This is a genomic window from Streptosporangium sp. DT93 (assembly GCF_049844535.1).
Lineage (GTDB): Bacteria > Actinomycetota > Actinomycetes > Streptosporangiales > Streptosporangiaceae > Streptosporangium.
In genome coordinates, this window is the sequence record NZ_JBNCLF010000021.1 from 117,963 (window position 1) to 133,205 (window position 15,243).

The following is a 15,243-nucleotide window of genomic DNA, read 5'->3' on the forward strand; positions in this document are numbered from 1 at the left end:
ATCGTGGGTTCCTTGGGTGGGGTGGTCATCACCGGCCGCGCCTGCGGGCGGCCGAGGCTTCGAGGCCGGATCTGCGCAGCTGGGCGCGGACCTGGCTGCCCCCGGTGTCGGCCGCCTCGGGCGCCGTACCGGAGGCGAGGGCCTCGGTGGTACGGGCCAGCGCGGCCACGGTCGGGGACTCGTAGAGGATGTGCGGCGGCAGCTCGTCCAGGGTGAACGCGCGGCGCACCGAGGCGACGATGGAGACGCCGAGCAGGGAGTTGCCGCCGAGCTCGAAGAAGTTGTCGGACGCGCCGACGCGCTCCAGGCGCAGCGACTCCTGCCAGATCGCGGCGATGGTCTCCTCGGCGGGGCCGGACGGTTCCTGGTAGGGGGTGAGCAGCTCGGGGCGGGGGTGCCGCTCGCCGCCGGTCCCGCCCAGTCCCGGCGAGGTCACCGCCTCCAGGGTGAACCGGGCGCTGCCGGCCACCAGGGTGGGGAAGTCCTGGGTGGAGACGACGACGCGCGGCTCCCCGGTGGCCAGGGCGCGCGTCAGGGCGCGCCAGCCGTCGGCGAAGTCGATGCCGATGCGGGCCCGGTTCTCGCGGAAGAAGTCGCGCAGCGCCTCCTCGTACCCTTCGAGCCCGGCCTCCCAGGCGTTCCAGGTCCACTCGCCCCAGCCGACGGCGACCACCCGGCGGCCGGTGGCCGCGAGCGTGCAGGCGTAGGCGTCCAGGTAGGCGTTGGCGGAGCAGTAGTCGACCTGGCCGGGCCCGCCGCCGGTGGCGGAGGTGATGGAGGAGAACAGGACGAGGAAGTCCAGCTCGATCTCGTCGGGACGGCCGATGCGCAGCGCCTCGGCGATCGCGAGCGTGCCCCCGACCTTGGGGGCGAGCACCGCGTCGAGCTCCTCGGGGCGCTTGAACTGCATGAGCCCCATGGCGGGCACCCCGGCGGCGTGCAGGACGCCGTGCAGGGCGCCGAAGCGCTCCAGGGCCGTCTCCACGGCGCGGCGCACGTCCTCGGCCCGCGCCGTGTCGCCGGTGACGACCTCGACCTCGGCGCCGAGCTCGATCAGCTCGGTGACCTGGGCCACGCGCCGCCGGGTGTTCTCGGTGGCCGCCTGCCTGCCGTCCAGGACGGCGGGCCATTCGGCGCGGGGCGGCAGGCCGTTCCTGGCGAGCAGCACGAGCCGGGCGCGGCGCTCGCGCGCCAGCTGCCCGGCCAGGCCCAGGGCGATGCCGCCGAGCCCGCCGGTGATCAGGTAGACGCCGCCGTCGCGCAGCGTCTCCGGGACGGCCGGTACGGGCATCCGGTCGTGGCCGGGCAGCCAGCGCCGGCCCCGGCGCAGCGCCACCGTGCGGTCGCCGTGCGGGCGGGCCAGCTCGGCGGCCAGCGCGTCCAGGTCGGCGGGGGCCGGCCCGCCGGGCAGGTCGACGAGGCGGGTGGTCACGCCCGGGTACTCCAGCGGGATCACCAGGCAGGGACCGGTCAGGGTGGCGCCCGAGGGGTCGGTCACCTCCTCGCCCAGCACCTGCTGGGTGCCGGAGACGGCCACGTCGAGCGACCACTCGCCGATGCCCGCCTCGCCGGCGGCGCGGGCGAGCGCGACGAGCGTGTGCAGGCCGCGGGCGACGGTGAGGTCGTGCGGCCCCGGCTCCAGCGTCCACAGGTGGACGACCCGCTCCAGCGGACGTCCGGCGGCGCGCAGGTCGCGCAGCAGGGCGGAGGCGTCGGCGACGCTGCCGGGCCGGATCGTGTACCCGTCGGGAGTGACGGCGTAGGCCTCGCCCGGCCGTACCAGGGTGACGGGGGCGCCCGCGGCGGCGGTGGCGGCCAGCCGCCGCGCGGCCTCGTCGGCGAGGCCGTCGCGGGTGAGGACCAGCCAGGAGCCGGGTCCGTGCTCGGCGGGCGCGGGGGCGGCGGTCTGCCGCCACACGGGCAGGTAGAGCCACTCGTCCTCGGGCAGCTTGGCCAGGCCCGCGACGGCCTCGAACAGGTCCTCGGGCTCGGCGGCGACCATGGCGCGGCGGGCGGGCGGGTCGATCCAGTGGCGCTGCCGCTGGAAGGGGTAGGTGGGCAGCGGGACGCGTCCGGGCCGCCCGGCGACGGGACCTTCGGCGGGACCGCCGGTGGGGCCTTCGACGGCGGTGGCCTCGGCGCGGCCGTGGTAGGCGTCCCAGTCGACGGTGACGCCGGACAGCCAGAGCCGCGCCAGGCAGCCGGCCAGCACCTCGTCGCCCGGCGTGGCGTCGCCCGCGGCGGGCATGGTGTGCGTGATCAGCGGCCACCGCTCCGGCGGGCAGCCGCCGCCGCGCACCAGCGCGCCGAGCGACTGGCCGGGCCCGATCTCCACGACGGCCGACGAGGGGTCGGCCAGCAGCCGGTCGGCGCCGTCGGCGAACCGCACGGTCGCGCACATGTGCCGGGCCCAGTAGCCGGGGTCGCACACCAGCTCGGCGTCGGCGACGTCACCGGTCACGTTCGAGACGTAGGGGACGGCGGGCGGGTTGAGCGTGACGTTGGCCTTGATCCACTGGGTGAGGTCGTGGGCCGCGGGCTCCAGCATGCGGGAGTGGAAGGCGTGGGTGGTCTCCAGGGGGCGGCAGGGGATGCCGTCCTCGCGCAGCTCGGCCGCCAGGGCGGCGACGGGCCCGTCGGGTCCGGCGACGACGGTGACCTGGGGGCCGTTGACCGCGGCGACGTCGAGCCCGCGCTCCTCCAGCCGGAAGCGGCGGCCCAGGGTCGCGGCGGGCATCGAGACGGCGAGCATGGACCCGGCGGGCAGGGCCGCGATGAGCCGCGCCCGGTAGGCGACCAGGGCGACGGCGTCCTCGAGGGAGAGCACGCCCGCCAGGCAGGCCGCGACGTACTCGCCGAGGCTGTAGCCGAGCATGATCTCCGGCCGCAGGCCCCATGCCGTGAGGGTGCGCGCCAGGGCGTACTCCACGGCGAACAGGGCGGGCTGTGCGATCTCGGTCCGTGCCAGCGCCGCGGCCCGCTCGTCGCGGGTGCCGTTGCCGGTGCCGGTGCCGTTGCCGTTGTTGTTGCCGGTGCCGTTCGGGGAGGCCTCGCGGGTGCCGTCCGGGGAGCCGTTGCGGAGACCGTTCGGGGAGCCGTTCGGGGAGCCGTTGCCGGTGCCGTCGGGAGAACCGTTGCGGGTGCCGTTCGAGGAGCCGTTCGGAGCACCGTTCGGGGAACCGTTGTGGAGGCCGTTCGGGGAACCGTCGCGGGGGACGTCGCGGCCCAGGAGGGCGGCGAGGCCGGGGCCCGCGGCGCGGGCGCCGGTCAGCAGGTCGGCGATGTCCACCCGGGCGCCACCGGCCCCGCCGTCGCCGTCGAGGCCGTCGAGGGTCTCGTTCAGCAGGTTCAGGCACTCGTCGAGGGCCCGGCGGAAGGCGGGCTCGTGCCGGTACAGGTCGCCGGCGAGCCCGGGGTACTGCTCGCCGACCCCGGCGAGCAGGAAGGCGACCCTGCGGTCCTGGGCGGTCTCCACGCGGCCGAGCAGGCCCGCGCCGCCCTCCAGCGTGGCGGCGGCGGCGCCGGTGTCGGCGGCGACCAGCGCGCGCCGGTGCTCGAACGTCTTGCGCCCGGCCTGCAGGGTGTAGGCCACGTCCGCGAGCCGCGTGCCCGGCTCGGCGGCCAGGTGGGTGCCGAGGCGGCGGCAGGACTCGTCCGCCGCGGCGGCGGCGCGGGCCGAGATCGGCAGCACCTGGTAGCGGCGGGCCGACGGCGGCGCCTCGGGGCGGGCGGGCGGCTCCTCGATCACCATGTGCACGTTCGTGCCCCCCATGCCGAGCGAGTTGAGTCCGGCGATGCGCGGCCGGCCGTCGCGGGTCCGCCACGGCGACAGCTCGGTGTTGACGTAGAAGGGCCCGGACTCGAAGTCGATCTCCGGGTTGGGGCTGGTGTAGTGCAGGCTGGCCGGGATCACGCCGTCGCGCAGCGAGAACGCGGTCTTGATCAGGCCGCTCGCCCCGGCCGCGCGGTCGAGGTGGCCGACGTTGGTCTTGACCGAGCCGATCGCGCAGTACCGGCTGTCGCGGGTGGGCCCGAAGGCGCGGGCGAGCGCCGCCACCTCGATCGGGTCGCCCAGCTCGGTGGCGGTGCCGTGCGCCTCGACGTAGCTGATGTCCTCGCCGGTGACGCCGGCGTCGGCCATCGCGTCGGAGATCACGCGGGACTGGCCGACGACGCTCGGCGCGGTGTAGCCGACCTTGAGGGCACCGTCGTTGTTCATGGCCGAGCCGCGGATCACCGCCCAGATGTGGTCGCCGTCGCGTACCGCGTCGGGCAGCCGCTTGAGCAGGACGGCGGCGGCGCCGTCGCCGAACATGCTGCCCTTGGCCAGGGCGTCGAAGGTGCGCACGTGCCCGTCGGGCGACTCCTGCCCGCCCGGCCCGTACAGGTGTCCCACCCGGTCCGGGACGCGGATGGAGACGCCGCCTGCCAGGGCGAGCTCGCACTCGCCGTTGCGCAGGCTCTGCACCGCCAGGTGGGCGGCGACCAGCGAGGTGGAGCAGAACGTCTGCACCGCGACGCTGGGCCCGTGCAGGTCGAGGAGGTAGGAGACGGTGGTGGGCAGGGCGTCCTTGTCGTTGCCCATGATCACTTCGAAGTCGCTGAAGTCCTTCTGGCCGCCGCCGAGCAGGTGGTCGGTCATCCGGAGCAGGTAGGTGCTGATGTTGGCGCCGCCGAACACGCCGACCCGGCCCCGGTTCCCGGGCGCGGCGTAGCCGGCCTGCTCCAGGGCCTCCCAGCAGACCTCCAGGAACGCCCGCTGCTGCGGGTCGGTGATGGCGGCCATCCGCGGGCTCATGCCGAAGAACGAGGCGTCGAAGCCGCCGACGTCGTCGAGCACCGGCCTGGCGCGCACGTAGGCGGGGTCGCGTACCTGCTCGGGGTCGGCCCCGGCGGCGATCAGCTCCTCCTCGGAGAAGAAGGTGATCGACTCGACGCCGTCGCGGAGGTTGCGCCAGAAGGCGGACACGTCGGGGGCGCCGGGGAAACGCCCGGCCATGCCGACGATCGCGATCCGCCGGTCCTCCTCCGCCCGCTCGGTGACGCGCAAGGACGCCTGGTGCGCGGGACGGGGGGCGGGGGCCGGGGCGTGCCGCTGGAGGGTGCCCCGGGTGGTCGCGCCGCGCCGCTCGTCGAGGATCACCGCCAGCGTCTGCACGGTCGGCGCCTCGAACAGGGTCACGGTCGGCACCGCGACGCCGTGCCGCTTCCTCACCAGCGCCAGCATCTGCAGCGCCACGAGGGAGTTGCCTCCCAGGTCGAAGAAGTTGTCGCGGGTGCCGACCGGCTCGACGCCGAGCACCTCCGACCAGAGTTCGGCGAGGTCGCGCTCGGACTGTGAGATCGGCGCCGCGTAGGGCTGGGGCAGCTCGGGGCGCGGGAACCGGTCGGCGCCACCGGCGGCTCCGGCGCCGGGGCCCGTGCCCGGCGTTGCGAGCACCGCCGTGGGGAGCCGGTCGTCCAGGCCGCCCGCGGCCACGACGACGTGCGGGTCGTCCCCGGCCCGCAGCCGGTCGAAGGCGGCCAGGGCCTCGCCGGCGGACATGGAGTGGGCGACCATGGCCGCGCCCAGACCGCCCTCGATGCGCTCCAGCGTCACCGACCAGGTGTCCCAGCTCGCGGCCGTCCACCGGACGGGCCCGCCGCGGTGGCGGTGGGCGATCGCGGTCAGCGCGGCGTTGGCGGCGGCGTAGCTGCCGAACGTGATGCCGCCGAGCAGCGCGGAGGTGGAGGAGAACAGCACGCAGAAGTCCGGCGTGAGGCCCGTCCCGGCCAGGGCCCGCTCCAGCGCCAGGGCGCCGGTGACCTTGGCGTCGAAGTGCCGGGCGACGCTGTCGCCGTCGAGGTCGCGCAGCGGCCCGAAGGTGTCGGGGGTGGTCACGGCGGCGGCGTGCACGACGCCGTCCAGGCGGCTCTCCCCGGCGAGCAGCGCCTGTACGGCGGCGGCGTCGGTGACGTCCACCCTGGGGGTGCTGACCTCGACGCCGCGCTCGCGCAGCGCGTCCACGGCCGCGCGGCGCGGGTGCGCCTCGCCACCGGAGGACTCGGGCACGCCGCCCCGGCTCAGCAGGATCAGTCTTCCGGCGCCGTTGTCGGCCAGGTGCGCGGCCAGCAGCAGGCCGACGTCACCGAGGCCGCCGGTGACGAGGTAGGTCCCGCCCTCCCGGATGGGCGCCCCGGCTCCGGTGTCGGTGTCGGTGTCTGTGTCGGTGGGGGTGGGGGTGGGGGTGTAGGTGCGGACCAGGCGGGAGCCGTTCCGGTAGGCGACGAAGACGTCGCCGGACGGGTGGCGTACCTCCGTGGCGAGCGCACCGGCCACGTCGGCGGCGGTACCGGCCGCCACGTCGACGGTGGCGCAGTCGAGGTTCAGGTACTCCTGGTTGGCGACCATGGGGAGCGTGGCGGCGGCGGCCTGGCCGGGGTCGGGGCGCTCGTCGTCGGTCACGGCCTGGCCGCCCCGGGTGACGAGGATGACGCGGACGGAGTCGGCGGCCTCCTCGCCCCAGGCGGCGAGCAGCCGCGCCACGGCGGGCAGCGTGTCCCTGCCGTCGCCGCCGTCGCCGCCGTCGCCGTCGCCGTCGCCGCCGTTGTCACGGTCGCCGCCGTTGTCACGGTCGCCGTTGTCGCCGGGACGGTCGAGGAGGCGCAGGTCGACCACGGTGACGCCGTCGGGGGTGCTGAGGCGGCCCGCCAGGGTGGCGAGGCCGGCGGACGAGGCGAGGTCGGCGGTGAAGCCGTCCGGCGTCTCGGCGAAGGCGTCCCCGGCGGTGACGGTGACGACCTCGGTGCCGTCGGCGCGCAGCGCGCGGGCCAGCGCCTCACCGGCTCCGGCGGCGTCGGGCAGGATGACGCAGCGCGCGACCCGCCTTCCGGACGCGTCGGCGGCGCCGGACGTCCCGGGCTCGCCGGGAATCCAGCGGGGGGTCATCAGCGTCACGTGCGCGGCCCGCGGGGCCCCACCGGTGGAAGGCGCGCCGTCGAGGGTCCTGCCGTCGGGGGACGCGCTGACCGAGGGCACGCCCGGGAGCGTCCCGCCGAAGGACGTGCCGCCGCCCCGCTCGTTCGAGGAGAGGGCGGGCGCGGGAGGGTTCACCCAGAAGCGCTCGCGCTGGAAGGGGTACGTCGGGAGGCCGACCTTGGCGACGGGGCGGTCCTGGCGGTAGCCGGTCCAGTCGACCGGGACGCCCGCCAGCCAGAGTCGTCCCGCCGCCTCGGCGAGCACGGCCTGGGCCGGGCCGGGGTCGCTCGCGCCGGGCAGGAGCGGCACGATGAGCGGCCAGCGGTCCGTCGGGCAGTCGGCGTGGCCGCGCGCCATCGCGCCCAGCGACCGGCCGGGGCCGATCTCCAGGAGCGCGGGCTCGCCCTCCTGCCGCAGGACGGTGCGCAGCACGTCGTGGAACCGGACGGGCGCGCACATGTGCTCGGCCCAGTAGGCGGGGTCGGTGACCTGCTCGGCGGTGGCCCGCTCGCCCGTGACGTTGGACACGTACGGGACGCTCGGCGCGTGCAGCTCCACGTTGGCGGCGATCCAGGAGGTGAGCCGCTCGCGGATCGGTTCCATCATGGCGGAGTGGAAGGCGTGGGTGGTGGCCAGCGGCCGGCACGGCACCGCGTCGGCCTCCAGGAGCGTCCTGACGGCGGCGATGCCCTCCGGCTCGCCGGACAGCACGGTGAGCTCGGGCCCGCTGATCGCGCCGACGCCGACGCCGACGATGCCGGCGCGCCCGATGCGCTCCAGCACGTCCTCGGCGGCCAGCGGCACCGCGGCCATGGCCCCGGCGGGCAGCTCGTCGATGAGACGGGCGCGGTGGGCGACGAGGGCGAGCGCCGACTCCAGGGAGAGCACGCCCGCCAGGCAGGCGGCCACGTACTCGCCGAGGCTGTATCCGGCCAGTATCGACGGCTGGATCCCCCACGACCGGACGAGCACGGCGAGCGCGTACTCGACCGCGAACAGGGCCGGCTGCAGGAGGGCGGTCGGGGTCGCGGCGTCGGGCCGGGGCGCGCGGCCGAGCAGCGCGCCGAGCCCGCCGCCCGCGCCGTCCGCCGGGGGCGTGCGGGGGGTGAGCATCTCGGTGAGCGGGTCGGTGCCGTCCATGAGGCGGCGCAGCCGCGCGCGGCAGTCGTCGAGCACCTCGCGGAAGACCGGCTCGCTCTCGTACAGCTCGGCGGCCATGCCGGGGTACTGCTCGCCGGTGCCCGCGATGAGGAACGCGACGGGCCGGTCGGCGCGGCTCTCGGCGCGGCCGAGCGCGCCGCCGCCCGCCAGCGCCTCGGCGGCCCCGGCGGCGGAGGAGGCGACCAGCAGCCTGCGGTGGCCGAACTGCTGCCGCCCGGCCTGCAGGGTGTGGGCCACGTCGGCGAGGCGGTGCTCGCCGCCGTCGCCGGCGAGGTGGGCGGCGAGGCGGGCGGTCATCTCGTCGGCCGCCGCGGCCGTGCGCGCCGACCAGATCAGCGGTTCCGGGCGCGGCGCCTCCTCGGTCCTGGGGACCAGCGGCGCCTCCTCCAGCACCACGTGGGCGTTGGTGCCGCCGATGCCGAACGCGCTCACCCCGGCCCGGCGGATGCGGCCGGCCTCGCGGGGCCAGCTCCGCAGCCGGGTGACCACGTCGAGGCGGGCCTCGCCGGTGCCGAGCTGCGGGTTGGGCTCCGACAGGTTGAGCGTGGGCGGGATCTCGTCGTGGCGCAGGGCGAGCGCGGCCTTGATCAGGTTGGTGACGCCGGCGGCGCGGTCCAGGTGGCCGAGGTTGGGCTTGACGGAGCCGATCAGCAGCGACTGGCCGCCGTAGACCTGCTGGAGCGCGGCCAGCTCGGCGGCGTCGCCGAGCGCGGTGCCGGTGCCGTGCGCCTCGACGTAGTCGATGTCGGCCGGTGCGAGGTCGGCGCTGGCCAGCGCCTCGGCCATGACGGCGGCCTGGCCCTGCACGCCGGGCGCGGTGAAGCCCACCTTGCGCCCGCCGTCGTTGTTGACGGCCCAGCCGCGGATGACGGCGTAGATCTGGTCACCGTCGGCGAGGGCGTCCTCCAGGCGCCGCAGCGCGACGACGCCGACGCCGCTGCCGAGCGGGCTGCCGAGGCCGCGCGCGTCGAAGGCGCGGCACAGGCCGTCGGGCGGGGCGATGCCGCCCTGCTGGTACAGGTAGCCGACCCGCTGCGGGACGTTGACCGCGACGCCTCCGGCCAGGGCCAGGTCGCACTCGTAGCCGGCCAGGCTGGAGGCGCCGGCGCACACCGCGACGAGCGAGGTCGAGCAGTAGCTCTGCACGCCGTAGCTGGGGCCCGACAGGCCGATCGTGTGCGCCACCCGGGTGGTGAGGGAGTCCTTGTCGTTGGCCAGGCCGACGGCGAGGTCGCCCATGATCGCGGTGATGCCGCTGGGCAGCAGGTTGTTCTGCATGTAGGAGCTGTGGGCGCAGCCGCCGAACACGCCGATGGAGCCGTCGAACCGCTTGGGGTCGCAGCCGGCGTCCTCCAGCGCCGACCAGCTGTGCTCCAGGAACAGCCGGTGCTGCGGGTCGAGGATCTGGGCCTCCTTCGGGCCGAAGCCGAAGAAGGCCGCGTCGAACTCCTCGACGCCGTCGATGACCGGTGCGGCCTTCACGTACGCGGGGTCGTCGAGGAGGTCGTCGGGGACGCCCGCCTCGCGCAGCTCGTCGTCGGTGAAGCGGGTGATCCCGGAGGCTCCGTCGCGGATCGCGGCCCAGAGCTCGGCGACGCCGGACGCCCCCGGGAAGCGGCCGGACATGCCGACGATCGCGATGTCGGTGCCCGGGCCCTCGATGTCGTCCATCACGTCTACCGTCCTCGTGTCCGGTCTCATGTGCGGTTGCTGGAACGGGCGCGGCGGCGCCGCTGCCCCCGTGCGGAACTGCCGGCGAGCGCCTCCTGGGCGCCGTGGTCGTCGCCGCCGTCCAGGGCGGCGGCGAACTCGGCGACGGTGGGGTGCTCGAACAGCACGGCGGGTGCGACGGGGCGCCCGAGGTCTTTCTCGATGGCGAGCACCATGGCCATGCCGGTCAGGGAGTTGCCTCCCAGGTCGAAGAACGGGTCGTGCACGCCGACCCGGTCGATGCCGAGGTAGGCGCCCCACAGGTCGGCCATCCGCGTCTCGGCCTCGGTCCTGGGGGCGGCGTAGTCGGTGCGCAGGCGCGGCCTGGGGAAGCGCTCGCCCTGCGGCGCGGCCGTGGCCGACTTCAGCAGGCCGTCCAGGTCGAGCATGTTCGTCCAGGCGTCGAGCACCTCGCGCAGCGGCTGCCTGACGGCCATGACGCAGCCGTGGCCGCCGGCGACGATCCGGTCGAGGAGGGCGCATCCGGCGTCGTCGGCGAAGCCGAAGCGGTCGCGGTAGGCGGCGACCTTGTCGGCGAGGCCACCGGCGCTCTTGAAGTTTTCCGACTGCCAGACGTCGTGCTTCCAGGGCCCCCAGGCGACGGTGACGACGCGGGTGGAGGGCGCGGTGCCGGCCAGGGCCTGGCCGTAGGCGTCGAGCAGGGTGTTGGCGGCGCAGTAGTCGCCCTCGCCGATGCCGCCGAACGCGGTGACGGCGGAGGAGTACAGGACGAGCAGCTCGGGCCGCTCGCTCTCGGGGGTGCCGGGCCCGACCAGCTCGGCGAGCGGGCCCATGGCGTGCACCTTGGGGGCGAGCACCCGGGCGGTCTCGGCGGGGGTGCGGCGCAGCAGCAGCCCGCCCGCGGGCAGCCCGGCCGCGTGGATCACGCCGTGCAGGTGGCCGAAGTGCTCCCGTGCCCGCCCGAGGGCGGCGCGCAGCTGTGCGGGCTCCCCGGCGTCGGCGGCCAGCAGCAGCACCTCGGCGCCCGCGGCCCTCAGCCGCGCGACCCCCTCGTCCCCTTCGGGCGGTGCGGTACGGGCCAGGAGGGCGAGGCGGCGGACGCCCGAGCGGACGAGGTGCCCGGCCAGGGCCAGGCCGAGGCCGCGGGTGCCGCCGGTGATGAGGTAGGCGCCGTCGGGGCGCCAGACCTGCCCGTCCTGGCCGGCGTCGGCCGTGGTGGGGACCGGGCTCCAGCCGCGCACCCAGCGCCGGCCGCGCCGCCAGCCGGTGAGCGGGTCGGGCGACTCGGGGGTGTCGCCCGTGCCGGGTTCGACGAGCAGCTCGGTGAGGAGCTGCCGGGCGGCGCCGTCGAGCGGGGCTCCGGGGTCGAGGTCGGCGCCGGACCAGGTCAGGGCGGGGTACTCGTGCCGGGCCGCCCGGCCCAGGCCGTGGGCCAGTGCCTGGTGGGGCGCGACGGCGTCGCCGCCGAGGATGTCGGCGGCCCCGCGCGTCACGGTGAGCAGCCGGGCGGGCCGCTCCCCCAGCGCCTGGAGGGTGAGCATGAGGCTGTCGAAGCCGTGCTCGACGGCGGCGCGCAGGTCGTCCTCCCCCGGCGGTCCCGTCTCCGTCGTGCCGGGGACGGCCAGGCTCCACAGGTGGGCCACGTGCACGGGCCCGTCGCCGAGCCCGGCGAACACCTCGGCGTACTGCCCGGGGTCGGCCGGGTCGATGGTGTGGCGGCGGCCGTCGCGGCGCGGTCCGACACCGGGCACGACCTCGACGACGGGGGTGCCGGACGCGGCGGCCAGGTCGGCGAGCGCCGTCCCGGTCCCGCCGGGGTCGGCGAAGACGACGAGCGGCCCGGGCAGCGGGCGGGCGGCCGGCGGGGTGGCGGGGGCGGCCGGGTCGCGCCGCCAGGTGGGGGTGAAGAGGTGGTCGGCGGGTTCCGCCGTTCCCGCCCGGGGGGTCTCCGGCAGGCGCCGGGTCGGCTCGGGCCAGAAGCGGACGCGCTGGAAGGGGTAGGTGGGCAGGTCGAGGACCCGGCCGTCGCCCGGCCGGGCGAGGTCCCAGGTGACGTTCGTGCCGAGTTCCCACAGCGTGGCGCAGGTGGCGAGGAGGTCGCCGTGGGCGTCCCGCTCCCCCGTCGCGTTCCAGTGCGGGGCGAGCGTGCCCAGGACGGCGGCGCCGCCACCGCCTCCGGCGGCGCCGGTGAGGTTCTGGCGGACCAGGCCGCCGAGCGTCTGGCCGGGGCCGAGCTCGACGAACGCGGTCACCTCCTGCTCCAGGCAGTGCCGCACGCCGTCGGCGAAGCGGACGGTGCCGACGAGCTGGTCGGCCCAGTAGGAGGTGCTGGTGGCCTGCTCGGCGGTGAGGCGGCTCCCGGTGAGGTTGGACACGATGGCGATCGCGGGGGGCCTGCGGGTCACGCCCTCCAGCACGGCGGCGAGCTTCTCCCTGGCGGGCTGCAGCAGCGAGGAGTGGAAGGCGTGGGCGGAGCGCAGGGGGCGGCAGGCCAGGCCGTCCGCCGCGAGGGCGGCGGTCGCGGTGTCGATCTCGGCGGGCAGGCCGCTGAGCACGGTCATCGCGGGCCCGTTGAGGGCGGCGACGTCCACGTCGGCCCCGCTCGCGACCAGGACGGCGCGGACGCGGTCGGAGGGGGCGGCGACCGCGACCATGCGCCCGGCGGGCGCGGCGCTGATCAGGTGGGCCCGCTCGACGACGACGTGCAGGGCGTCCTCCAGGGTGAACACCCCGGCCAGGCAGGCGGCGACGTACTCGCCGAGGCTGTAGCCGACGAGCAGGTCGGGGGTGACGCCCCAGTGGGCGAGGAGGCGGGCGAGCGCGTACTCGACGGTGAACAGGAAGGGGTGGGCGATCGCGGCCTGGTCGAGCGGGTCGTGGGTGTCGTGGGCGCCGGGGGCGTCCTGGGGCGTGCGGCCGAGGAGGGCGGCCAGGTCGGCGGGACGGGCGGCGGGGGCGGCGAGGTCGTCGCCGCCGGGGAAGAACAGGGGCCGCAGGTCCACGCCGGAGCGCCGCTGTACGAGCTCGACGCAGCGGTCGACGGCCTCGGCGTAGACGGGTTCGGCGGCGTACAGCTCCCGGCCGAGGCCGGCGTACTGGTCGCCGACGCCGGGCAGCAGGAACGCGACGCGGGGGCGGCGCGTGACGCGCCGGCCGTCCTCGGCGGTGGAGCGCAGCCGCCGCAGGGCCTCTCCGGTGTCGGCGCAGACGACGGCGCGGCGGTGGTCGAGCTCGGCGCGGCCGGTCCCGAGCGTGTGGGCGACGTCGGCCAGGTCGGCGTCCGGCCGTTCCTGGAGCCAGCCGGCGAGACGGTCCGCCTGCTCGCGCAGCGCCGCCTCGCCCCCCGCCGACAGCGGCAGCACGTACGGGGCGGCCGGGGTGCGGCCCCCCGCGCGGGCGGGGCTCTCCGGGGAGGGGGCCGCCTGCACGACGAGGTGGGCGTTGGTGCCCGACAGCCCGAAGGAGCTGACGCCGGCGAGCCTGGGGGTGTCCCGGCGGGGCAGGGGCAGCGGCCCGGTGACGGGCAGCACGGTGCCGTCGCCGGGGATGGCGGCGGCCGGCGTGGTGAGGTTGAGGTTGGGCGGGATGAGCTCGTTCTCCAGGATGAGCACCGTCTTGATCAGTCCGGCGACCCCGGCGGCTGCCTGGGTGTGGCCGATGTTGGTCTTGACGGCCCCGACGCGGAGCGGACGGTCGGCGGGGCGCCCGCCGAAGACGTCGTGCAGCGCGGACAGTTCGATGGCGTCGCCGAGGTGGGTGCCGGAGCCGTGCGCCTCGACGTAGTCGATCTCGTCGGGCGTGACGTGGGCGGCGGCGAGCGCGCGGGTGATCACGTCGGTCTGGGCCTTGCGGCTGGGGGCGGTGAGCCCGTTGCTGCGGCCGTCCTGGTTGACGGCCGAGCCGCGCAGCACGGCGCGGATGCGGCGGCCGTTGGCCAGGGCCTTCGACAGCGGTTCGAGCACGACGAGGCCGCCGCCCTCACCCATGACGTAGCCGTCGGCGTTCTCGTCGAAGGTCTTACACCGGCCGTCGGAGCACATCATGAGCCCGGCGCACGCCTGGATGTAGAGCGTGGGGTGCATCGACAGGGACGCCCCGGCCGCCAGCGCGAGGTCGCACTCGCCCCTGCGCAGGCTCTCGGCGGCCAGGTGGACGGCGATGAGCGAGGAGGAGCAGGCGGTGTCGACGGTGAGGGTGGGGCCGATCAGGTCGAGCTGGTAGGCGATGCGCCCGGCGGCGACGCTGGCTATGGCGCCCTGGCCGAGGTAGGGGTCGGACAGGGCGTCGCGGCCCTGCCACTCCATCTGGAGCCTGCCGTACTGCAGGGTGTCCATGTAGCCGACCATGACGCCGGTGCGGCTGCCCCGCATGCGTGACGGTGACAGGCCGGCGCTCTCCAGGCCCTCCCAGGCGAGTTCCAGGAGCATGCGCTGCTGGGGGTCCATGCGCAGGGCCTCGCGCGGCGACAGGCCGAAGAACTCTGCGTCCCAGCCGGCGATGTCCTCCAGGAAGGTGCCGTAGCGGGTGTAGATGCCGCCGGGGACGCCCGGGTCGGGGTCGTAGTAGTCGTCGATGTCCCAGCGGGTGGCCGGCACCTCGCGGACCGCGTTCCGGCCCTCCTTGAGCAGTTCCCAGAAGCCCTCGGTGGTGTCCGCGCCGCCCGGGTAGCGGCAGGCCATGCCGATGACGGCGATGGGCTCGTCGCGCCGCTCCTCCACGTCGGCGAGGTGACGGCGGGTCTGGGCCAGTTCGACGGTCACACGCTTGAGGTAGGCGCGCAGCTTGTCCTCGGTCCCCATCGGCGGAGCCTTTCCTGTCGCGGTCATGTCGTCACAGTTCGTTGTCGATGAGGGCGAAGATCTCCTCGTCGGAGGCTGAGTCGATCTTGTCCATCACGCCGCCGCCGTCCCCGGGGGCGACTCCGAGCCTGGTGAGCGCGCCCTGCAGGATCGGCACCAGCCGGGCGCGGATGGCGTCCCCCTCGCCGTTGGCGGTGAGGAGCAGGTCGTCGATCTGTTCCAGCGCCCCGCGCAGCGTGTCCTCGGCCGACGGTGGCGCGGGGGTGAGGACCTCGGCCAGGTAGGAGGCCAGGGCGTTGACGGTGGGGTGGTCGAAGACCAGGGTGGGCGGCAGGCGCAGCCCGCTGTCGGCGTTGAGCCGGTTGCGCAGCTCGACGGCGGTCAGGGAGTCGAAGCCGAGCTGGTTGAAGGGGCGGTCGAGTTCGACGCTGTCGGGGCTGCCGTGCGCGAGGACGGAGGCGACCTGGGAGCGGACGGTGTCGACGAGGAGCCGGAACGCGTCCTGCCGGGGCAGCGTGACCAGGCGTCCGGCGAGCGCGCCGGGTCCGGCTCCGCTGGCGGTGCCGGTTCCTGCGGTGCGGCGGGGTGCGCGGACCAGTCCGCGCAGGATCGAGGGCAGGTCGCCGGTTTCGGCGCGGGCCCGTAGCCCGGCGG

Annotated in this window: 3 protein-coding genes; all 3 read right to left on the bottom strand. The window is 76.1% G+C overall.

What is annotated here, in order from left to right:
* Nucleotides 1–28 precede the first annotated feature (28 nt).
* The gene (locus ACLQ2R_RS33275) at nt 29–9,790 is read right to left on the bottom strand and encodes an SDR family oxidoreductase (protein WP_425965371.1); all 9,762 of its coding nucleotides are present in this window, start codon (nt 9,788–9,790) and stop codon (nt 29–31) included.
* A gap of 26 nt (nt 9,791–9,816) precedes the next feature.
* The gene (locus tag ACLQ2R_RS33280) at nt 9,817–14,616 is read right to left on the bottom strand and encodes an SDR family NAD(P)-dependent oxidoreductase (protein ID WP_425965373.1); all 4,800 of its coding nucleotides are present in this window, start codon (nt 14,614–14,616) and stop codon (nt 9,817–9,819) included.
* 4 nt (nt 14,617–14,620) lie between these two features.
* A partial coding sequence (locus ACLQ2R_RS33285; RefSeq protein ID WP_425965375.1) for a phosphopantetheine-binding protein occupies nt 14,621–15,243 on the bottom strand: 623 nt, incomplete at its 5' end.

Excerpts from the sequence above, each read along its gene's own strand:
- ACLQ2R_RS33275 (WP_425965371.1), bottom strand. The coding sequence starts at position 9,790 with ATGGACGACATCGAGGGCCCGGGCACCGACATCGCGATCGTCGGCATG.
- ACLQ2R_RS33280 (WP_425965373.1), bottom strand. The coding sequence starts at position 14,616 with ATGACCGCGACAGGAAAGGCTCCGCCGATGGGGACCGAGGACAAGCTG.